Source organism: Kitasatospora sp. NPDC048298 (assembly GCF_043201465.1).
Taxonomy (GTDB): domain Bacteria; phylum Actinomycetota; class Actinomycetes; order Streptomycetales; family Streptomycetaceae; genus Kitasatospora.
Genome location: NZ_JBICYZ010000097.1, coordinates 1 through 16488 on the forward strand (window position 1 = coordinate 1; position 16488 = coordinate 16488).

11 protein-coding genes are annotated in these 16488 nt (G+C 74.8%); 9 read left to right on the forward strand and 2 right to left on the reverse strand.

Annotation, left to right across the window (positions count from 1 at the left end):
- Positions 1-264: 264 nt before the first annotated feature.
- Together ACGF0D_RS40380 and ACGF0D_RS40385 are read left to right on the forward strand one after the other, a co-directional pair.
- Complete coding sequence (locus tag ACGF0D_RS40380; RefSeq protein ID WP_392925181.1) at positions 265-1059, forward strand: hypothetical protein; 795 nt, start codon at positions 265-267, stop codon at positions 1057-1059.
- Between the two features lie 13 nt (positions 1060-1072).
- Entirely contained in the window at positions 1073-4267 is a 3195-nt protein-coding gene (locus ACGF0D_RS40385) for an amino acid adenylation domain-containing protein (RefSeq protein WP_392925183.1), read from the forward strand.
- A gap of 100 nt (positions 4268-4367) precedes the next feature.
- Here ACGF0D_RS40385 and ACGF0D_RS40390 read toward each other — a convergent pair whose 3' ends face one another.
- Positions 4368-5606, reverse strand: a complete 1239-nt coding sequence (locus ACGF0D_RS40390; RefSeq protein ID WP_392925185.1) for a cytochrome P450 — start codon at positions 5604-5606, stop codon at positions 4368-4370.
- Between the two features lie 283 nt (positions 5607-5889).
- Here ACGF0D_RS40390 and ACGF0D_RS40395 point away from each other — a divergent pair, with 283 nt between their 5' ends.
- From ACGF0D_RS40395 to ACGF0D_RS40415, 5 genes are all read left to right on the forward strand, one after another.
- Positions 5890-6684, forward strand: coding sequence for an ABC transporter ATP-binding protein (locus ACGF0D_RS40395; RefSeq protein WP_392925187.1), 795 nt, complete (start codon positions 5890-5892; stop codon positions 6682-6684).
- Between the two features lie 5 nt (positions 6685-6689).
- Entirely contained in the window at positions 6690-8606 is a 1917-nt protein-coding gene (locus tag ACGF0D_RS40400; RefSeq protein ID WP_392925188.1) for a hypothetical protein, read from the forward strand.
- Between the two features lie 145 nt (positions 8607-8751).
- Positions 8752-10101, forward strand: a complete 1350-nt coding sequence (locus tag ACGF0D_RS40405) for a histidine kinase (RefSeq protein WP_392925190.1) — start codon at positions 8752-8754, stop codon at positions 10099-10101.
- Positions 10065-10718 (forward strand): LuxR C-terminal-related transcriptional regulator, encoded by a 654-nt coding sequence (locus tag ACGF0D_RS40410; RefSeq protein WP_392872677.1) that lies wholly within the window; start codon positions 10065-10067, stop codon positions 10716-10718. The genes ACGF0D_RS40405 and ACGF0D_RS40410 overlap by 37 nt, the downstream gene beginning before the upstream one ends.
- Positions 10719-11064: 346 nt before the next feature.
- Positions 11065-11838, forward strand: coding sequence for a 4'-phosphopantetheinyl transferase family protein (locus ACGF0D_RS40415; RefSeq protein ID WP_392872674.1), 774 nt, complete (start codon positions 11065-11067; stop codon positions 11836-11838).
- A gap of 87 nt (positions 11839-11925) precedes the next feature.
- On the opposite strand, the gene ACGF0D_RS40420 is transcribed toward ACGF0D_RS40415, so the two are convergent.
- Entirely contained in the window at positions 11926-12984 is a 1059-nt protein-coding gene (locus tag ACGF0D_RS40420; RefSeq protein WP_392872671.1) for a hypothetical protein, read from the reverse strand.
- Between the two features lie 178 nt (positions 12985-13162).
- On the opposite strand from ACGF0D_RS40420, the gene ACGF0D_RS40425 reads away from it, so the two are divergent.
- Together ACGF0D_RS40425 and ACGF0D_RS40430 are read left to right on the forward strand one after the other, a co-directional pair.
- Positions 13163-13492, forward strand: a complete 330-nt coding sequence (locus ACGF0D_RS40425) for a hypothetical protein (protein ID WP_392925192.1) — start codon at positions 13163-13165, stop codon at positions 13490-13492.
- 139 nt (positions 13493-13631) lie between these two features.
- On the forward strand, positions 13632-16385 hold the full coding sequence (locus ACGF0D_RS40430; protein ID WP_392925193.1) for an AAA family ATPase: 2754 nt from the start codon (positions 13632-13634) through the stop codon (positions 16383-16385).
- The last annotated feature ends 103 nt before the right edge of the window (positions 16386-16488 follow it).

Here is a 16488-nt window from a genome sequence, read left to right on the forward strand (position 1 = left end):
CAGCCCGTGAAAAGGGCCGGGGGGCCGCCCCCCGGGGGGCGGGGGGGGGGGGCCCCGCCCCCCCGCCGGCCGGGCCCCCCCCCCCCCCCCGGGGGGGGGGGGGGGGGCCCCGGGCCCCGGGCCGCCGCGGCGGCCCGACCGTCGCAGCACCGGGGGGTGGTAGGGGTTCCGACAGGGGTGCCCGCCGCGAACCCCCGTCCCTAGCCTGACCGCAGAGGAACGGGCGGACTCCGCGCCGTTTCCATCCCCTCTTGGAGAACCAACATGGCCGAGCACACCACCCCCTGGCGGGTGCTGCACAGCGGAGACCCGACGGACCTCGTCCTCGCCGTCGACTTCTTTGCCCCGGGCCGGGCCGAGGCCGCCTTCGGCGACCTGGTGCCCATGCTGGACGGACCGTACTCGGTCTGGGAGACCGTGCAGCCCGCGCCCGGCGAGGAGACCGGCATGCGCGGCGACGACTACCTCGACCGCTGGATCGAGGCGCTGCCCGTGGGCGCGGTCGTCCGCGGCGTGCTCGGCTTCTGCGTCGGCGGGATCTTCGGCTCGGCGCTCGGCGAGAAGATCGCCGCCCGCCAGGGCCACCACCCGGTGATGGTGCTGTTCGACCCCGAGCCGGTCAGCCCGCTGGTCATGTACTGGCAGTTCCACAAGCTGGTGGACCGGCTGACGGGCGTGCTGACCCCCGAGGAGATCCGGGCGGCCCAGAGCGCCGGCTACCGGATGCAGGAGACCGAGACCGACCCGGTCGCGGTCGGTGCCGCACTGGTCGCGCTCTACCGCGAGTACGGCGACCTCGGCCTGGAGCGGGTCGGCCTGGACGCCGACCGCCGCGCCGAGCTGATGGCCATGTTCGACTCCTACCTCGCCTACCTGGTCGCCGCGACGCAGGTCACCACGGCCGCGGACGTCAGCACCTCCACCGTGGTCAGCTCCGACACCCCGGTCGACGGGCTGCACCTGGGCGCGCGGGAGCTGCCCTTCGCCATCGACCGGCACGAGCTGCTGCGCCGGCCGGAGGTCGCCGCCGCGGTGTCCGACCTGCTCGCGGCGCGCTAGGGGGAGCCGACAGATGCGACGCCTGGTACGCAAGAACGACGCCGGCGAGCCGGAGCGGGCGGCGACGGCGGTCACGCCGAAGGAGGAGGCCCTCTGGCTGATGGACCGGCTCGTCCCGGGCACCGCGGCCAACACCGTCGCGGTCGCCTTCCGGGTGGACACCGCGCTGGACCCGGCCGCTCTGGCCGGGGCCGCCCGGCTGCTGGTCCGCCGCCACCGGGTGCTGCGGACCGGCTTCGAGGTGCGGGAGGGCCGGCTGCTGCACCGGCTCCTGACGGAGGCCGAGGCCGCGTTCGAGCCGGAGTACGCGCAGGTCGCCGAGGACGCCGTCGACGCGGAACTCGCCGCCATGGCCCGGCACGCCTTCGCGGTGACCGACCGTCCGCTGGTGCGGCTGCGGCACCTGCACACGCCCGTGGGCGACGTGGTCTGCGTCGCCGCCCACCACCTGGTCTTCGACACCATCTCGGCGACCTTCCTGTTCGAGGAGCTGGCCGCCGCGTACGACGCCGCGCTCGCCGGTCGCCCGGTCCCCGCGGAGCTGCTGCCCGAGGTCCCCGTCGTCGAGTCGGCCGCCCCGAGCGGGGAGAGCGTCGAGTTCTGGCGCCGCGGCCTGGCCGGCTACCGGGCCGACGAACTCGACCTGTGGCTCGGCGAGGACGAGACCACCGAGCCGACCCTGGCCGGCGGCTACGTCGAGCGGGTGCTGTCGCAGACGGCCGCCGACGCGCTCGCCCGGCTGCAGCGCGAGCTGCGCGCCCCGGAGGCGGTCGTCCTGCTGGCCGCCTTCGACCTGCTGCTGGCCCGGCACGGCGCCGGTCCCGACATCGTGGTCGGCACCCCCGTCAACGTCCGGGACCAGCGGACCGCCCGGGCCGTCGGCTACCACGTCAACGTGCTGCCGCTGCGCCTGCCGGTCGACCTCGGCGGCGGCTTCCGGGAGCTGGTCGCCCGGGCGCGGACGGGGTACTTCGACGCCCTCGCGCACGCCGACGTCCCGATCGACCTGATGCTGCCCGAACTGCCCCGCACCGGCGGCTCCTGGCGCACCACCGCGTTCCGGCACCTGTTCAACTACGCGCCCGGCGGCGGACTCGCGCCCTTCGCCATCGCCGGCCGGCAGGCCGCCGCGGTCAGCCTGGAGAACGGCACCAGCAAGTTCGACCTGGAGTTCGTCGTCGCCCCCGGCAGCGACGCGCTGCGGGTCAAGGGCCGCTACTCGACCGACGTGCACACCGCCGCCGAGGTCGAGCGGCTGCTGGAGCGCTACGACGCCCTGCTGGTCTCGCTCGGCGCCGACCCGGACCTCCCGGTCGGCGAGCACCCGCTGCGCGGCGCCGCCGACACCGAGCTGATCGAGGCCGCCAACCGGACCGGGCGCACCGACGTCCCGCCGACCGTCCTCGCCGCCGTCGCCCGCCACGCCGCCCTGACACCGGACGCCCCGGCCGTCCAGGACGGCGAACGCACCGTCACCTACCGGCAGTTGTGGAACGCCGCGGCTGCCACCCGGGAGCTGCTGCGGGAGTCCGGCGTCACCCCCGGCGAGATCGTCGGCCTGTGCGCCCGGCGCGGCCCCGACCTGGTCGCCGCCGTGTTCGGCATCTGGCTGGCCGGCGCCGCCTACCTGCCGATCGACCCGGACCACCCGGACCACCGGGTCGCCGACACCCTGGCCGACTCCGGCACCCGCACCGTCGTCACCGGCCCCGGGATCACCCTGCCCGAGGACGCGGTGGCCGACGGCCGGCCCCGCGCGGCCGTCCCGCTGGTCACCGTCGAGGACGCCCCGGCCGCGGACCCGTCCCGCGCGCTCGACGGCGCCGGCGCACCGGACACCCGCGCCTACCTGATCTACACCTCCGGCTCGACCGGCCGCCCCAAGGGCACCCTGGTCAGCCACGGCAACCTGGCCAACCTGGTGGCGCACTTCCGCGAGGAGATGCGCCTGACGCCGGAACACGGCGGCCTGTGGATGACCACCTTCGCCTTCGACATGTCGGTGATGGACCTGTTCCTGCCGCTGTTCGCGGGCGGCCGGCTGGTCGTCGCCCCGGACACGGCGAGGACCGACGGCCGGACGCTGGCCGAGGTGCTGCGCCGCCACCGGGTGGACGTCATCCAGGCCACCCCCACCACCTGGCGCCTCGTCCTGGACGAGGCCGGCGGGGAGCTGGCGGGCTGCCGGCTGGTCTGCGGCGGCGAGCCGATGCCGCCCGCGCTGGCCCGGCGGCTGCTGGCCACCGGCGCCGAGCTGCGCAACCTGTACGGGCCGACCGAGACCACGGTGTGGTCCACCGGCGCCGTCATGGAGTCGGCGGAGCGGATCGGCGTCGGACGCCCGATCCGCAACACCCGGGTGTTCGTCGCCGACCCGGACGGCCGGGAACTGCCGCTCGGGGTGCGCGGCGAACTGTGCATCGCGGGCGACGGCGTCACCCTCGGGTACCACGGGCGCCCGGAGCTGACGGCCGAGAAGTTCCGCGAGCACCCCCGCTACGGGCGGTACTACCGCACCGGCGACCAGGCCCGCTGGAACCCGGACGCCGGCCTGGAGCTGCTCGGCCGGGCCGACCGGCAGATCAAGCTGCGCGGCAACCGGATCGAGCTCGGCGAGGTCGAGGCGGTGCTGGCCGAGCACCCGGAGGCCGAGGGGGCCGCGGTCGTGGTCGCCGGGGACACCAGCGCGGACGGCCTGCTGGTGGCCTTCGTCGAGGTGCCGCGCAAGCCGGGCCAGTCCGAGGCGGAGGCGGACGAGGAGGCCCGCGGGATCGGCGACCGGCTCTGGGAGCACGCCCGCGACCGGCTCCCCAGGGCGGCCGTGCCGCACGACTTCGTGCTGCTCGACGAACTGCCCAAGACCGTCACGGAGAAGGTCGACTACCCGAGGCTGACCCGGATCGCCGAGGAGCGGCGCGCCGCCTCCGCCGGCCGGGCCGCCGAGGCCGGAACGGAGGCGCGGGTGGAGGAGGAAGAGGGGCTGCTGGGCGCGCTGGTGGCGATCTGGGCGTCGCTGCTGTCCCGCTCGGACCTCTCGGCGGACTCCAACTTCTTCGCCAGCGGCGGGCATTCGCTGCTCGGCGCCCAACTGGCGCAGCGGATCGAGGAGAAGCTGGGCGTGAAGCTGGGCCTGGCGGACGTCTTCGCGATGCCGACGCCGCGTCAGATCGCCGAGTTCATCGACGGGTCGGCGGAGAAGAAGGACTGACCCGCGAAGCATTGAAGCGCCGAAGCACCGAAGCGCCGAAGCACTGAAGCACCGAGGCCCTGCCGGACGTCCGGCAGGGCCTCGCGCGTCGCGTACGGGGTCAGGAGGCCGTCACCGGGAAGGCGTGCAGACCGCGGATGAACGGCGACAGCCGCCGGCGTACCGGGCCGGCCTGGCGCAGCCCCGGCAGGCGCTGCGACAGCACCCGGAAGGCCACCTCCGCCTCCAGCTTGGCGAGCGGGGCGCCGAGGCAGTAGTGGATGCCGCTGGAGAAGGAGATGTGGTCCGGCTCGCCGGCGCGGTCCAGGTCGAAGCGGTCCGGCTCGGCGTACGCGCCGGGGTCGCGGTTGCAGGCGCCGGTGAGGATGATCACCTGGGCGTCCACCGGCAGCCGGCGCCCGGCGATCTCGATCTCCTGGTGGGTGAAGCGGCTCTGCATCAGCACCGAGGTGTCGTAGCGCACCGACTCCTCGACCGCGCGCGGCGCCAGCTCCGGGTCCGCGCACAGCCGCTCCCAGACCGCGCGCTCGCCGAGCATGGCCAGGGTGCCGTTGCCGATCAGGTTGACGGTGGTCTCGGTGCCCGCCAGCGCGAGCATCCCGCACATCGCGACCAGTTCCTCGGCGGTCAGCCGCTCGGCTTCCACGTCCGCCAGCAGCCGGCTCACCAGGTCGTCGCCGGGGGAGCGGCGGCGCAGCTCCAGCAGCTCGGTGAACAGCTCCCTGGTGCCGTCCACGGCGGCCTGCAGCTCCTTGACCTCGGCGAGCGAGACCACGCCGTCCAGGACCAGGCTCAGGCCCCGGCACAGCTCGTCGAAGCGCGGCTGCTCCTGCTCGGGGATGCCGAACAGCGCGCCGATCACCCGTGCCGGCACCTGCTTGGCGTAGGCGTCCATCAGGTCGAACGGGGCGCCGGTGTCGACCCGGTCCAGCAGCTCGTGGCAGGCGCGCTCGACCTCGGGCCGGAACGCCGCCACCGCGCGCGGCCCGAACGCCGGGGTGGCGATCCGGCGCAGCCGGGTGTGCTCGGGCGGGTCCATCGCGAGGAAGGAGTTGTCGAAGTCGGACGGGCCCTCGGGCCACTCGCCCTTGGTGGTGCGCCGGCCGAAGCGCCGGTCGCGCAGGATCTCGTCGGCCAGCGCCCGGTCGACGACCAGCCAGGACCCGATCATGCTGCGCTGCAGCGGCCCGCGCGGGCGCATCCGCTCGTACAGCGGGTACGGGTCCTCCTGGCCGAGCAGCAGCTGGGCGTAGATGTCGCCGAGTGCGCCCACGGACTTCAGGGCCGCACGGGCGGTGCGCAGCTGGGTGTCCAGCTCGCTGTCGGACAGGGTGGGCATGGGTACGCCTCCGGCCGGGTCGACGCGTGGTCAGCAGGACGGTCCTGCGGTCGGACGGTATGTGCGGATCCTGTGGTGCTGAACCCCTAACCGGGCGGCCTCGACCCCTTCGTGGGCGCACGCTCCGTAGGGGTGGGTCCAGACCCACCCCCTGACGGGGGCAAAGGTGGATTCTGCTCACCCGCGCCGCCGCCTACTGTCGTTGACGAGCCGCTCGGAGCTGCGAGGCGGTGACGGGCGGCGGTGGCCGCAGGTGAGGTGGGAGGAAGAGGTGCGAGGAACGGTGCACGCGGGCCAGGGATCCCGTCCGCCGGTCGACGAGGGGGCGCCGGCGCTGCGGCTGTCGGGGCTGCGCAAGCGGTTCGGAGCGTACACCGCGGTGGACGGCGTCGAACTGGTCGTGCCGAGCGGGTCGTTCTACGGGCTGGTGGGCCCCAACGGCGCGGGCAAGACCACGTCCCTGTCGATGGCGGTCGGCCTGCTGCGGCCGGACGCGGGGACCTCGGAGATCTTCGGGGTCGACGTCTGGAGCGACCCGGTCCACGCCAAGTCCCTGGTCGGGGTGCTGCCCGACGGCATGATGCTGCCCGAGCGGCTGACCGGCCGTGAGCTGCTGCACTACCTGGGCCGGCTGCGCGGCATGGACGCCCGCACGGTGGACGCCCGGGCCGAGGAGCTGCTGACCGTCCTGGAGCTGACCGAGGCCGAGCGGACGCTGGTGATCGACTACTCCACCGGCATGCGCAAGAAGATCGGCCTGGCCACCGCCCTCCTGCACGCCCCCCGGCTGCTGGTGCTCGACGAGCCCTTCGAGGCGGTCGACCCGGTGTCCGCCGCGACCATCCGCGTCATCCTCCAGCGCTTCGTCGCCTCCGGCGGCTCGGTGGTCTTCTCCAGCCACGTGATGGCCCTGGTCGAGCAGCTCTGCGACCACGTCGGCGTGATCGCCAAGGGCCGTGTGGTGGCCGCCGGCACGGTGTCCGAGGTCCGGGCCGGCCGCACCCTGGAGGACGTCTTCGTCGAGCTGGTCGGCGCCCGTACCGGAGGAGCGGAGGGGCTGTCGTGGTTGGCGTCCTGAGCGGGATGAAACTGACCGTCCTGCGGCGGTCGATGTCCGGGCCCCGGGCCGCGAGCCTGATCCTCGGGGCGGTGTTCGGCGGCCTGGTCGCGGTGGGCACCGCGCTGCTGGGCCTGGTGGACTACGACACCCCGGAGGCCGGGGTCGGCGTGCTGGCCGTGGTGATGCTGCTGTGGACCCTCGGCTGGGCCCTCGGGCCGATGCTGACCGGCGGTGACGCGACACTGCGGCTCGACTACTTCACCCTGGTGCCGCTGCGCCCGCGCACCCTGGCCCTCGGGCTGCTGGGCGCCGGTTTCATCGGCATCACCCCGCTGCTCGGCCTGGTCGCGTTCAGCGTGCTGATCGTCCGCGGCGCCTGCCTGGGGTTGCTGCCCCTGCTGGTCGCGGTCCCCGCCACCCTGCTGCAGCTGCTGTTCGTGGTGGTGCTGGCGAAGTTCACCATGCAGGGCCTGGGCAGCGTGGTGCGCTCTCGCCTCGGCTGGGAGGTCTCCTCGCTGGTGGTCGGCTTCGTGGTGGCCTTCCTGAACACCGGCTGGTTCGCGATCGGCTTCTTCATCAAGCTGTTCACCGGCGAGTGGGCGGCGAACGCCGGCACCGTGGTGCGGCTGCTGCCCTCGGGCTGGTCCGTGGTCGCGGTCGACGCCGCCCGGCGCTCGGACTGGGCGACGGTCGCCGCCGCCCTGGGCGGGCTGGCGGTGCTGTGCCTGCTGCTGTTCGCGGTCTGGACGGCCATGCTGTCCCGGCAGCTGGTGCGGGGCACCACCGGCGGCAAGGCCCAGCAGGGCTCCGCCCGCGGCACCGGCGGGCTGCTGCCGGACTCCGTCGGCGGCGCCGTGATGGGCAAGGAACTGCGGCTGTGGGCGCGTGACCCGCGCCGGGCCCGCTTCCTGCGGATCGCCCTGTGGACGGGCGTGTTCACCGGCCTGCTGCCGCTGCTCAGCGGCTTCCAGGTGATGCTGCCGTGGACGGGCGTGGTCGCCGCGCTGTTCGCCGGCGCGCTGTGCGCCAACCTGTACGGCCTGGACGCCGGGGCGATCTGGCTGACCCTGGTCGTCCCGGGCGCCGAGCGGGTCGACGTCCGGGCCCGGCAGGTGACCTGGCTGCTGATCGTCGCCCCGGTCGCCCTGGTGCTGACCCTGGCCCTGACCGCGGTCTCCTCGGCCGGCTGGGCGTGGCCGTGGGTGCTCGCCGTCCTGCCCGCCGTGCTCGGCGGCGCGGCCGGCCTCATCCCGCTGATGTCGGTGCTCGGCGCCGCGCCGTTCCCCGACCGGCCCGGCGGCAACCCGCTGGACGGCTTCAACGACGAGAGCGGCGACCAGGTCCGCCTGCAGACCCTGGTGGTGCTGCTGTTCCAGCTGTTCTGCGCCCTGCCCGCCGTGGGCGTGGTGGTGGCCGGCACGGTGCTGGACAGCGCGCCGCTGCGCTGGGCCGGCGTGGTGGTCGGCGTGGCCACCGGCCTGCTGTACGCCTGGGGCCTGGGCCGGGCGGCCCAGCGCCGGCTGGAGAACCGCGGGCCCGAGCTGCTCGACGTGATGCGCAAGGGTGTCCGCCGGGCGCCCGAGGCGGCGAAGTCCGAGGCCGAGGACGGCTCGGCCTCCGAGGCCGGCGGTCTGGGCGACCTCTCCGGCGGCCGTGCCGCGGCCGTCGGCACCCTGATCACGCTCGGCATCCTGAGCTTCGCCCCGCAGGGGGCGGTGGCGCTGTGCCTGTCGGCCTTCGGCGTGCCGACCCGGTCCTGGTTCGTCGCCCTGTACGCCCCGTCGGCCCTGCAGATCCCGGTGGCGGCGGCCTTCCTGGTGCTCGGCCTGGTCTGCTTCTGGGCCGTCTACCTGCTCGTGCGGGCCAACCGGCCCGGCACCCCCGACCACGAGGCGCCCCGGCCCACCGAGGCGCCGCGAGAGCGGGCGGCGGTCCGCTGATCAGGACCGCCCGCCCGGCCCGGCCCGCCCTGGACCCCCGTCAGGGCGGGCCGGGCCGCGTCCCGTGCCCGCCGCGCCGGGCTGGGATCATGACCAGCGCGGCCGCCCGTCCGGCGGCCCCGCCCGACCCCGCACCGGAGGTGCCGTGACCAGCACGCAGTCCCGAGCGGCCGTGGAGCCGAGCGAGGCCGCGCCGACCGACGCGGCGCGGGCCCTGCGCCGGGCCGCGCTCGCGCTCGGCCGCCTCGTCGTCCTGAGCCTCCTGACCCCGGTGACGGCGCTGCTGCTGGCGGTGTCCCTGGTCGGCTTCCTGCTCTGGTGCTGCCTGGGCGTCTTCCCGCTCTTCCCGGCCGCGACCCGGCTGGTCCGGGCGGCCGCCGAGCGCGCCCGCTGGGTGGCCGGCCACTGGTCGCAGGTGCCCGTCCCGTCGCCGTACTCGCCGCGCCCGGCGCTGGAGCGCACCCTGCACGGCTGGTTCTGGACCGGCCACGACTACCACAAGAGCCGCTGGTTCGCGGACATCTCGCGCACCGTCCGCTGGCTGTGGAACGACCCGGCGACCTGGTGGGACGCGCTGTGGGTGCTGCTCAACCCGCTGGTCGGCGGCGTGATCGCGCTCGCCGCCCCGCTGCTGACCGGCTACGGCCTGTACGGGCTCGCCCAGCCGCTGCTGCCGCCCGGCCCCGGCTACGGACTGCTGCCGCTGGGCGGCGCGCTGGCGCCCGTGCTCGGTCTCGCGCTGACCCTCGCCGGCCTGGCCCTCGCGGCGCCGTCGCTGTGGCTGTACGGCCACTGGACGCGCGCCCTGCTCGGCCCCACCGAACGCTCCCGGCTCGCCCGGCGGGTCGAGCAGCTGACCGAGATCCGCCTGGACGCCACCGAGGCCCAGGCCGCCGAGCTGCGCCGGATCGAACGCGACCTGCACGACGGGGCCCAGGCCCGGCTGGTCGCGGTGAGCCTGCGGCTGGGCGCGGTCGCGGCGCTGATCGACCGTGACCCGGCCGGTGCCAAGCAGGTGGTGACGGAGACTCAGGAGAACGTCACCCAGGCCCTGCAGGAGCTGCGCGACCTGGTCCGCGGTATCCACCCGCCGGTGCTCGCCGAGCGCGGACTGGTCGAGGGGGTGCGCGCCCTGGCGCTGGACGTGCCGCTGCGGGTCGAGGTCCTGGCCGACCTGCCGGGCCGGGCCGAGTCGCCGGTCGAGTCCGCGGTCTACTTCGCCGTCAGCGAGGCGCTGACCAACGCCGTCAAGCACGGCGGGGCCCGCGCCGCGACCGTCGAACTGTCGCACGCCGCCGGGCTGTTGCGGGCCGAGGTGACCGACGACGGGCAGGGCGGGGCGGACCCGGGCCAGGGCAGCGGCCTGCGGGGCATCCAGCGCAGGCTGGCGGCCTTCGACGGTACGCTCACGCTGAGCAGCCCCCCAGGGGGGCCGACCCGGCTGATCATGGAGCTACCGTGCGTGTTGTCCTCGCCGAGGACCTCGTCCTCCTGAGGGATGGACTGGCCCTGCTGCTGCGTGCCCACGGGCACGACATCGTCGCGGCGGTGGAGAGCGGCCCGGAGCTGGCCGCGGCCCTCGCGGAGCACCGGCCCGACATCGCGGTGGTGGACGTCCGGCTGCCGCCCACCTTCACCGACGAGGGGCTCCAGGTGGTGCTGGCCGCCCGCCGGGAGCAGCCCGGACTGCCCGTGCTGGTGCTCTCCCAGCACGTCGAGCAGCTGTACGCGCGCGAGCTGATCGCGGACGGCGTCGGCGGTGTCGGCTACCTGCTCAAGGACCGGGTGTCCAAGGCCGACCAGTTCGTCGACGCGGTGCACACCGTGGCGGCCGGCGGCACCGTGATGGACCCGCAGGTGATCTCCCGGCTGCTCGCCCGCAACGCCTACGACCAGCCGCTGGCCCTGCTCACCCCGCGCGAGCGGGACGTGCTGGCGCTGATGGCCGAGGGCCTGTCGAACGCGGCGATCGCCCAGCGCCTGCACTTCAGCGAGGGGGCCGTCAGCAAGCACACCTCGAACATCTTCGCCAAGCTCAACCTCGGCGTCTCCGACGGCGAGAACCGCCGGGTGCTGGCCGTCCTGGCCTACCTCGACGGGACCAGGCCCTAGGAGCCAGGCCCTGGGCCCGGGCCCTAGCGGTGCTTTAGCGGCGTCGGCCATGCTGGAGGGGTGTCCGGGGGGTCGGGCCGCCGAGGTGTCACAGGCGAGGGGTTTCGCACAAGGTAAAAGCCTGGTGTGATGTAGGCAAAGACGTGGTCATCTCCGTCTCGATCCGTGAACGATCGTGGGTTGTCTGTCCGTTGAACCGGATAGTTCGGGCGCGCCGCCCGAAGTCGCAGGCCCCGGACAGGAGCTCGCGGTGCCGGGTGGGCGGATCGGCTTCCGGCTTGTTCCGCGTACGACCCCGGGGCGGGCGACCTCCGGGGAAATCCCCACAGTTCTGGAGCGAGAAGGCATGACACAGCCGGGGAACTCCACGCTCGACCCGCCGGTCGGCGACCCGATCGAGGTGGACTCCGGCGGCGACGCGTGGCACCGGGCGAGGGCGGAGCTGTCCGACCACGGCACCGTGCTGATCTACACCCGGCTCGCCCGACTGGAGACGCGCCCCTCGGCCGAGGGGGCCTCGACCTGCTCACTCGGCCGGGACTGGTCGCGCTACCTGGGCCTGGCCGGCCCCGACGTGGTCCACCGCTACGCCGCCTCCCGGGAGTTGCTGCGGCGCGCGGCGGGCACCCTGTTCGACGGCGACCCGGACGGCGCCGAACTCGTCTACGGCCCCACCGGCCGTCCCTACCTGCGCGGCCACGACCGGCTCGACGTCGGCCTGAGCCTGTCCGAGGACCTGCTGCTGGTCGGCCTGACCACCCGCGGCCTGATCGGCGTGGACGTCGAGAGCGCCGAGCGCCAGCTGTACCCGCAGGGCCTGGACCGTCACCTGTGCACCCCGTACGAGCTGGTCGCCCTCGCCGCCCGGCCCGAGGAGCAGCGCAACCCGGCCCTGGTACGGCTGTGGAACCGCAAGGAGGCCTACCGCAAGGCCCTCGGGCCGGGCCGGTCCTTCGACTTCACCGAGTTCGGCTTCGGCCCGGACGACAGCCCGGTGCGGGTCGAACGCCCCGACGGCAGCGCCGGGAGCCACCGCGAGTGGGCCTTCCGCACCTTCGAGCTGGACAGCGGACACTACGTCAGCGCCGCGCTCTACGAGCCCCGTCCGGGCCGGGGGTGAGGGACGATCCTCCCCGGAACCCTCCCCGGAACCCTTCCCGGAACCCTTCCCGGAACCCGCCCCGGAACCCGCCCCGCGATCCCCGGCCTAGACCGGCTCGCCGTCCTCCGGCGCGACGAGCGCGGACTCGCTCTCCAACAACCGCGCCAGCGCCACGTTGTAACCCGCCTGGAACCGGCTGGCCGCCTCCAGTTCCTCGGTGATCTCCGAGATGTGACGCCGGCAGGTGCGCACCGACATGCCGAGCCGGCGGGCCACCATCTCGTCCTTGTGGCCGCGGGCCATCAGCCGGATGATCGACAGCTTGAGCTCGTCGGTGCTCGGGACGGCCTTCGGGGTGTCCGCCACGAACGGGCTGGCGCTCTCCCACAGGTGCTCGAAGACCGCGCACACGAAGGCGACCAGGGTCGGCTCGCGGACGATCGCCGCGCCCATGGTCGCCTCGCCCGCGACGCGCGCGGGCAGGAAGACCGTCTCCCGGTCGTAGACGAGCATCCGGTCGATCACCTGGTCCGCGGTGCGGACCTCGGCGCCGAGCGCGGTGACGTCCCGGACGTACGACTTGGTCGCCAGGTCGCAGCGGGCGGTGTGCTGGTAGATGGTGCGCATCCGCACCCCGCGCCCCAGCATCCCCTCGGCCGACCGGCGGGCGGCGGGCAGCAGGGTGGCGGGGCGGCCGCCGCCGGGCTGGACGGTCAGCACCTCCTTGCGGCAGGTCTGGCCGAGCTGGTCGAGCATGTTCTGGATCGTGTCGACGTCGTTGACCACGTCGAAGGCCTCGACCCGGTTCCGCAGCCGCCGGCCCTCGTAGTACAGCGGCGTCAGCGACAGCAGCTTGCTGCGCACGTCGGTGACCGCCTGCTTGAGGTCCCGGATGTGGTGCTCGGCGGGCCCGACCAGGTCGGCGGCGGCGACGTCCGGGCTGACCGGGACGAGCACGCTCGGATCGCCCGGCCGGGGCTGGAGCAGGCGCATCACCTTCAGGACCTGCTCGATGCGGTCGACCTCGGCCTCGTCCTCGAGCTCCAGCCGCGCAGTGATGGCGGCCCGGTCGAACCGGCCGGACTCGACGGCGTGGCCGTAGGCCAGGGCGCTGAGGTCGTCCAGCTCTGCGAAGCCGGACTGGACAGGTTGGTGTCCGAACACCTGGTGTCCCCCCGTCGGCGTTTGCGAAGTTCCTGCCATGCAACTTTACGCCATCGAGATCCACTCGGACGGGGGCCTCGGGAAGCGGCAGAGTAGGGCCCGAGCGACGCCTGGCTGCGGGGCTGTCGCGGGAACAGGGCGTACTGACGCCCGCTCAATACTGCTCAAGGGGAAAGCCGTGAAGTTTTCAACGATCCGGGCCAGGGTTCTCGCCCCCACCGTCCTCCTGGCGGCCGTGATCGCCCCCCTGCTCACTCACGGGCACACCCCGGCCCTCGGCGCCGAGCTCACCGCGGACGACCGCTGGGGTCTGGCCAGGTTCTCCCACATCGGGCAGATGGACGACCGCTGGGGCGCCGGTCGCAACGACATCCGCGCGATGGACGACCGCTGGGGTGCCGGTCGCCACGACATCCGTGCGATGGACGACCGCTGGGGCGCCGGCCGCCATGACGCCGGCCCCGGGGACGCCGCCCAGGCCGCCCCGGTGAGAATTCGGACCGTCTGAGCCGACACCGGGCGGATCGGGGTGAAGACCGGTCGGCCGACACTCCGCCGGCACGGATTTCCCGGGCTTCCCAGCACGGGGCCGTGCTTTTCCCCGCCGCCATACGGGATTGGTTCTGCGGTACCGAAGAAACCGGGGGATGACAAGAGTGTTGATCGATCGTGAGCGAGAACTGAATCTGTTGGATTCGGCCCTCGACGAATGCGTACGGGGAATTCCCGGGGTCGTACTGATCGAGGGAGCCGTCGGCTGCGGCAAGAGCGAACTCCTGGAAACCCTCGCCGAACGGGCCGCCACCGCCGGGGCGGTGGTGCTGCGCGCCATCGGCACCGCGGCGGAGCGCGACCTCGCGCTCGGCGTCGTCGGCCAGCTGCTGGCGGCCGCCCCGGCCGGGGCCCTGCCCGATCCGGCGCACGCCGCGGACCCGGACCGGACCGACGTGATGCAGGCGCTGTGCGCCGCGGTGCACCGCCTCGCCGAGACCGCGCCGGTGGTGATCTGCGTCGACGACCTGCACCACATCGACGAGCTGTCCTGCCGCTACCTGCTCCACCTGGTCCGCCGCACCCGCTCCGCCCGGGTCCTGCTGGCCTGCACCGAGTCGCTGCACAAGTCCGGGGAAGACCGCTACGGCACCGAGCTGCTGCGCACCCGCAACTTCGTCAGGATCAGGGCCGAGCGGCTGCGCCCCGACGCGGTGGCCCGGCTGGTCGCCGCCGAACTCCGCGACGCCCCGACCGGCGGCCGGCCGGCCGCCGAGGTGGCCGGCGGCAACCCGTTGCTGCTCCGCGCCCTGGTCGAGGAGCACCGCGTCGGCGGACGGGCCCCCGAGCCCGGCCGCGCCTTCACCCAGGCCGTCCTGGCCTGCCTGCGCCGCTGCGGACCGGCCGCCCGCCGGCTCGCCGAGGTGACCGCCGTCCTCGGCGAGCACGCCTGCGACGACCTCGCCGTGCGGATGCTCGACAGCACCGCCGGCACCGTCGGCCGCGACACCGCCGCGCTCACCGCCGCCGGCATCCTCGACGGCCACCGCTTCCACCACCCGGTCGCCCGCCAGGCGGTGCTGGACCGGATGGACCCGCGGGACCGCGCCGACCTGCACCGGCGGGCCGCCGAACTCCTCTACCGGGACGGCGCCCCCACCGCCGCCGTCGCCGCCCAGCTCCTGTGCGTCGGCTCCACCGACCTGCCCTGGGCGGTCGCGGTGCTCTCCACCGCCGCCGAGCAGCTGCTCGCCGACGGCGACACCGACCGGGCCGCCGCCTGCCTCGAACTCGCCCACCGGGGCCGGGTCGACGACGAGCAGCGCAACCACTTCCGCACCATGCTCGCCGGGATCACCTGGCGCACCAACCCCAGCGCCGCCGAGCGCGACCTCGCCGGGCCGCTGGAGACCCTGCGGGCCGGCCGGCTCGGCCAGGCCAGGCTCGGGCCGCTCGCCCGGCTGCTCACCGAGCAGGGCCGCATCGACGAGGCGGCCGAGGTGCTGGACCGCTTCAGCACCGACCGGGACGCCGAACAGGCCGTCCTGCCCGCTCACCCCGTCCGGTTCGGCCGCGGCGGCGACCCGCTGGACGGCCTCTCCGCCTTCCCGTGGTGGGGCGGCGGCCCGACCCCGGCCGAGAGCGGGGCCGCGGCCGAGCCGGCCGCCCCCGGCGCGCCCCTGCTGGTCAGGCCCTGCGCCCCCGCCGGGCTGTGGGCCGTCCCCGAGTACTCGGCGGGCGGCGCGACCGTCGCCGCGGCCGAGATGTTCCTGCGCGGCGCCACCCTCGGCGGCGGCACCGCGGCCCCCATCGTGCAGGCCATCCGGGCCCTGCTGTGCGTCGACGGACCGGCCCGCGCGCTGCCCTGGTGCCAGGTCTTCATGGAGGAGGCCGTCCGGCGCGGCGCCCCCGGCTGGCAGTCCACCTTCACCGCCCTGTACGCCGACGCCCTGCTCCGCCAGGGCGACCTCGCCGGCGCCCGGGAGCACGCCGAGGGGGCCCTGGACCTGCTGCCCGAACGCGGCGGCAGCGTGTTCGCCGGGGGAGTGGCCTCCGTCCTGATCCGCGCGGCCACCGCCGCCGGCCGCCACGACACGGCCGCCCGCGAACTCAGCCGGCCGCTGCCCGAAGGGCTCGGCACCAGCATCCACGGCATCCGCTACCTGCGGGCCCGCGGCCAGTACCACCTCGCGACCCACCGCTTCCACGCGGCGCTCGGCGACTTCCTGGAGATCGGCCGCACCCTCAAGCGGTGGGGGCTCGACCGGCCGCTGCTCGCCCCCTGGCGCACCGGTGCGGCCGAGGCGCTGATCCAGCTCGGCGAGCCCCAGCAGGCCGCCCGACTGATCACCGACCAGCTCGCCTTCCGCGACGCCGCCCACCCGTGGGTCTCCGGCGTCACCCTGCGGGTCCGGGCCGCCCTCAGCGACCCGCGCGAGCGGCACGCCCTGCTCGCCCGCGCGGTCGACGAGCTGCGGGACTCCGAGGACCGCTACGAACTCGCCCGCACCCTGGTGGACTTCGCGTGGGTGCTGAAGGAGAACGGCGACTCCGGCCGGGCCAACATGGTCAACCGGCGTGCCTGGCAGCTCGCCAAGGAGTGCGGCGCGGACGCCCTGCGCGAGCAGATCGCCCCCGGCCTCGACCTGCCGCCCGGCGGCGACGCCGAGGACAACGGCCGCTGCGCCGGCGGCCAGGTCGAGGTGGAGGCCCGGCTCAGCGACTCCGAGAAGCGGGTGGCCATGCTCGCGGTGTACGGCCACACCAACCGCGAGATCGCGGCCAAGCTCTACATCACCGTCAGCACCGTCGAGCAGCACCTGACCCGGATCTACCGGAAGCTCAACATCACCCGCCGTCAGGAACTGGCCGCCGAGATGCACCTGCTCGGCTCCGGCGGCCGGGTGTGACCCCCGGGCCCCGGCTGTTCTGACCCGAGTGCGCGGCCGGGCCGGACGACCACCGTCGTCCGGCCCGGCCGCGTCGTCCTGCCCCCGGTCCCGGCCCCGGCGG

Excerpts from the sequence above, each read along its gene's own strand:
- ACGF0D_RS40380 (WP_392925181.1), top strand. The coding sequence starts at position 265 with ATGGCCGAGCACACCACCCCCTGGCGGGTGCTGCACAGCGGAGACCCG.
- ACGF0D_RS40385 (WP_392925183.1), top strand. The coding sequence starts at position 1,073 with ATGCGACGCCTGGTACGCAAGAACGACGCCGGCGAGCCGGAGCGGGCG.
- ACGF0D_RS40390 (WP_392925185.1), bottom strand. The coding sequence starts at position 5,606 with ATGCCCACCCTGTCCGACAGCGAGCTGGACACCCAGCTGCGCACCGCC.
- ACGF0D_RS40400 (WP_392925188.1), top strand. The coding sequence starts at position 6,690 with ATGAAACTGACCGTCCTGCGGCGGTCGATGTCCGGGCCCCGGGCCGCG.
- ACGF0D_RS40415 (WP_392872674.1), top strand. The coding sequence starts at position 11,065 with ATGACACAGCCGGGGAACTCCACGCTCGACCCGCCGGTCGGCGACCCG.
- ACGF0D_RS40430 (WP_392925193.1), top strand. The coding sequence starts at position 13,632 with ATGACAAGAGTGTTGATCGATCGTGAGCGAGAACTGAATCTGTTGGAT.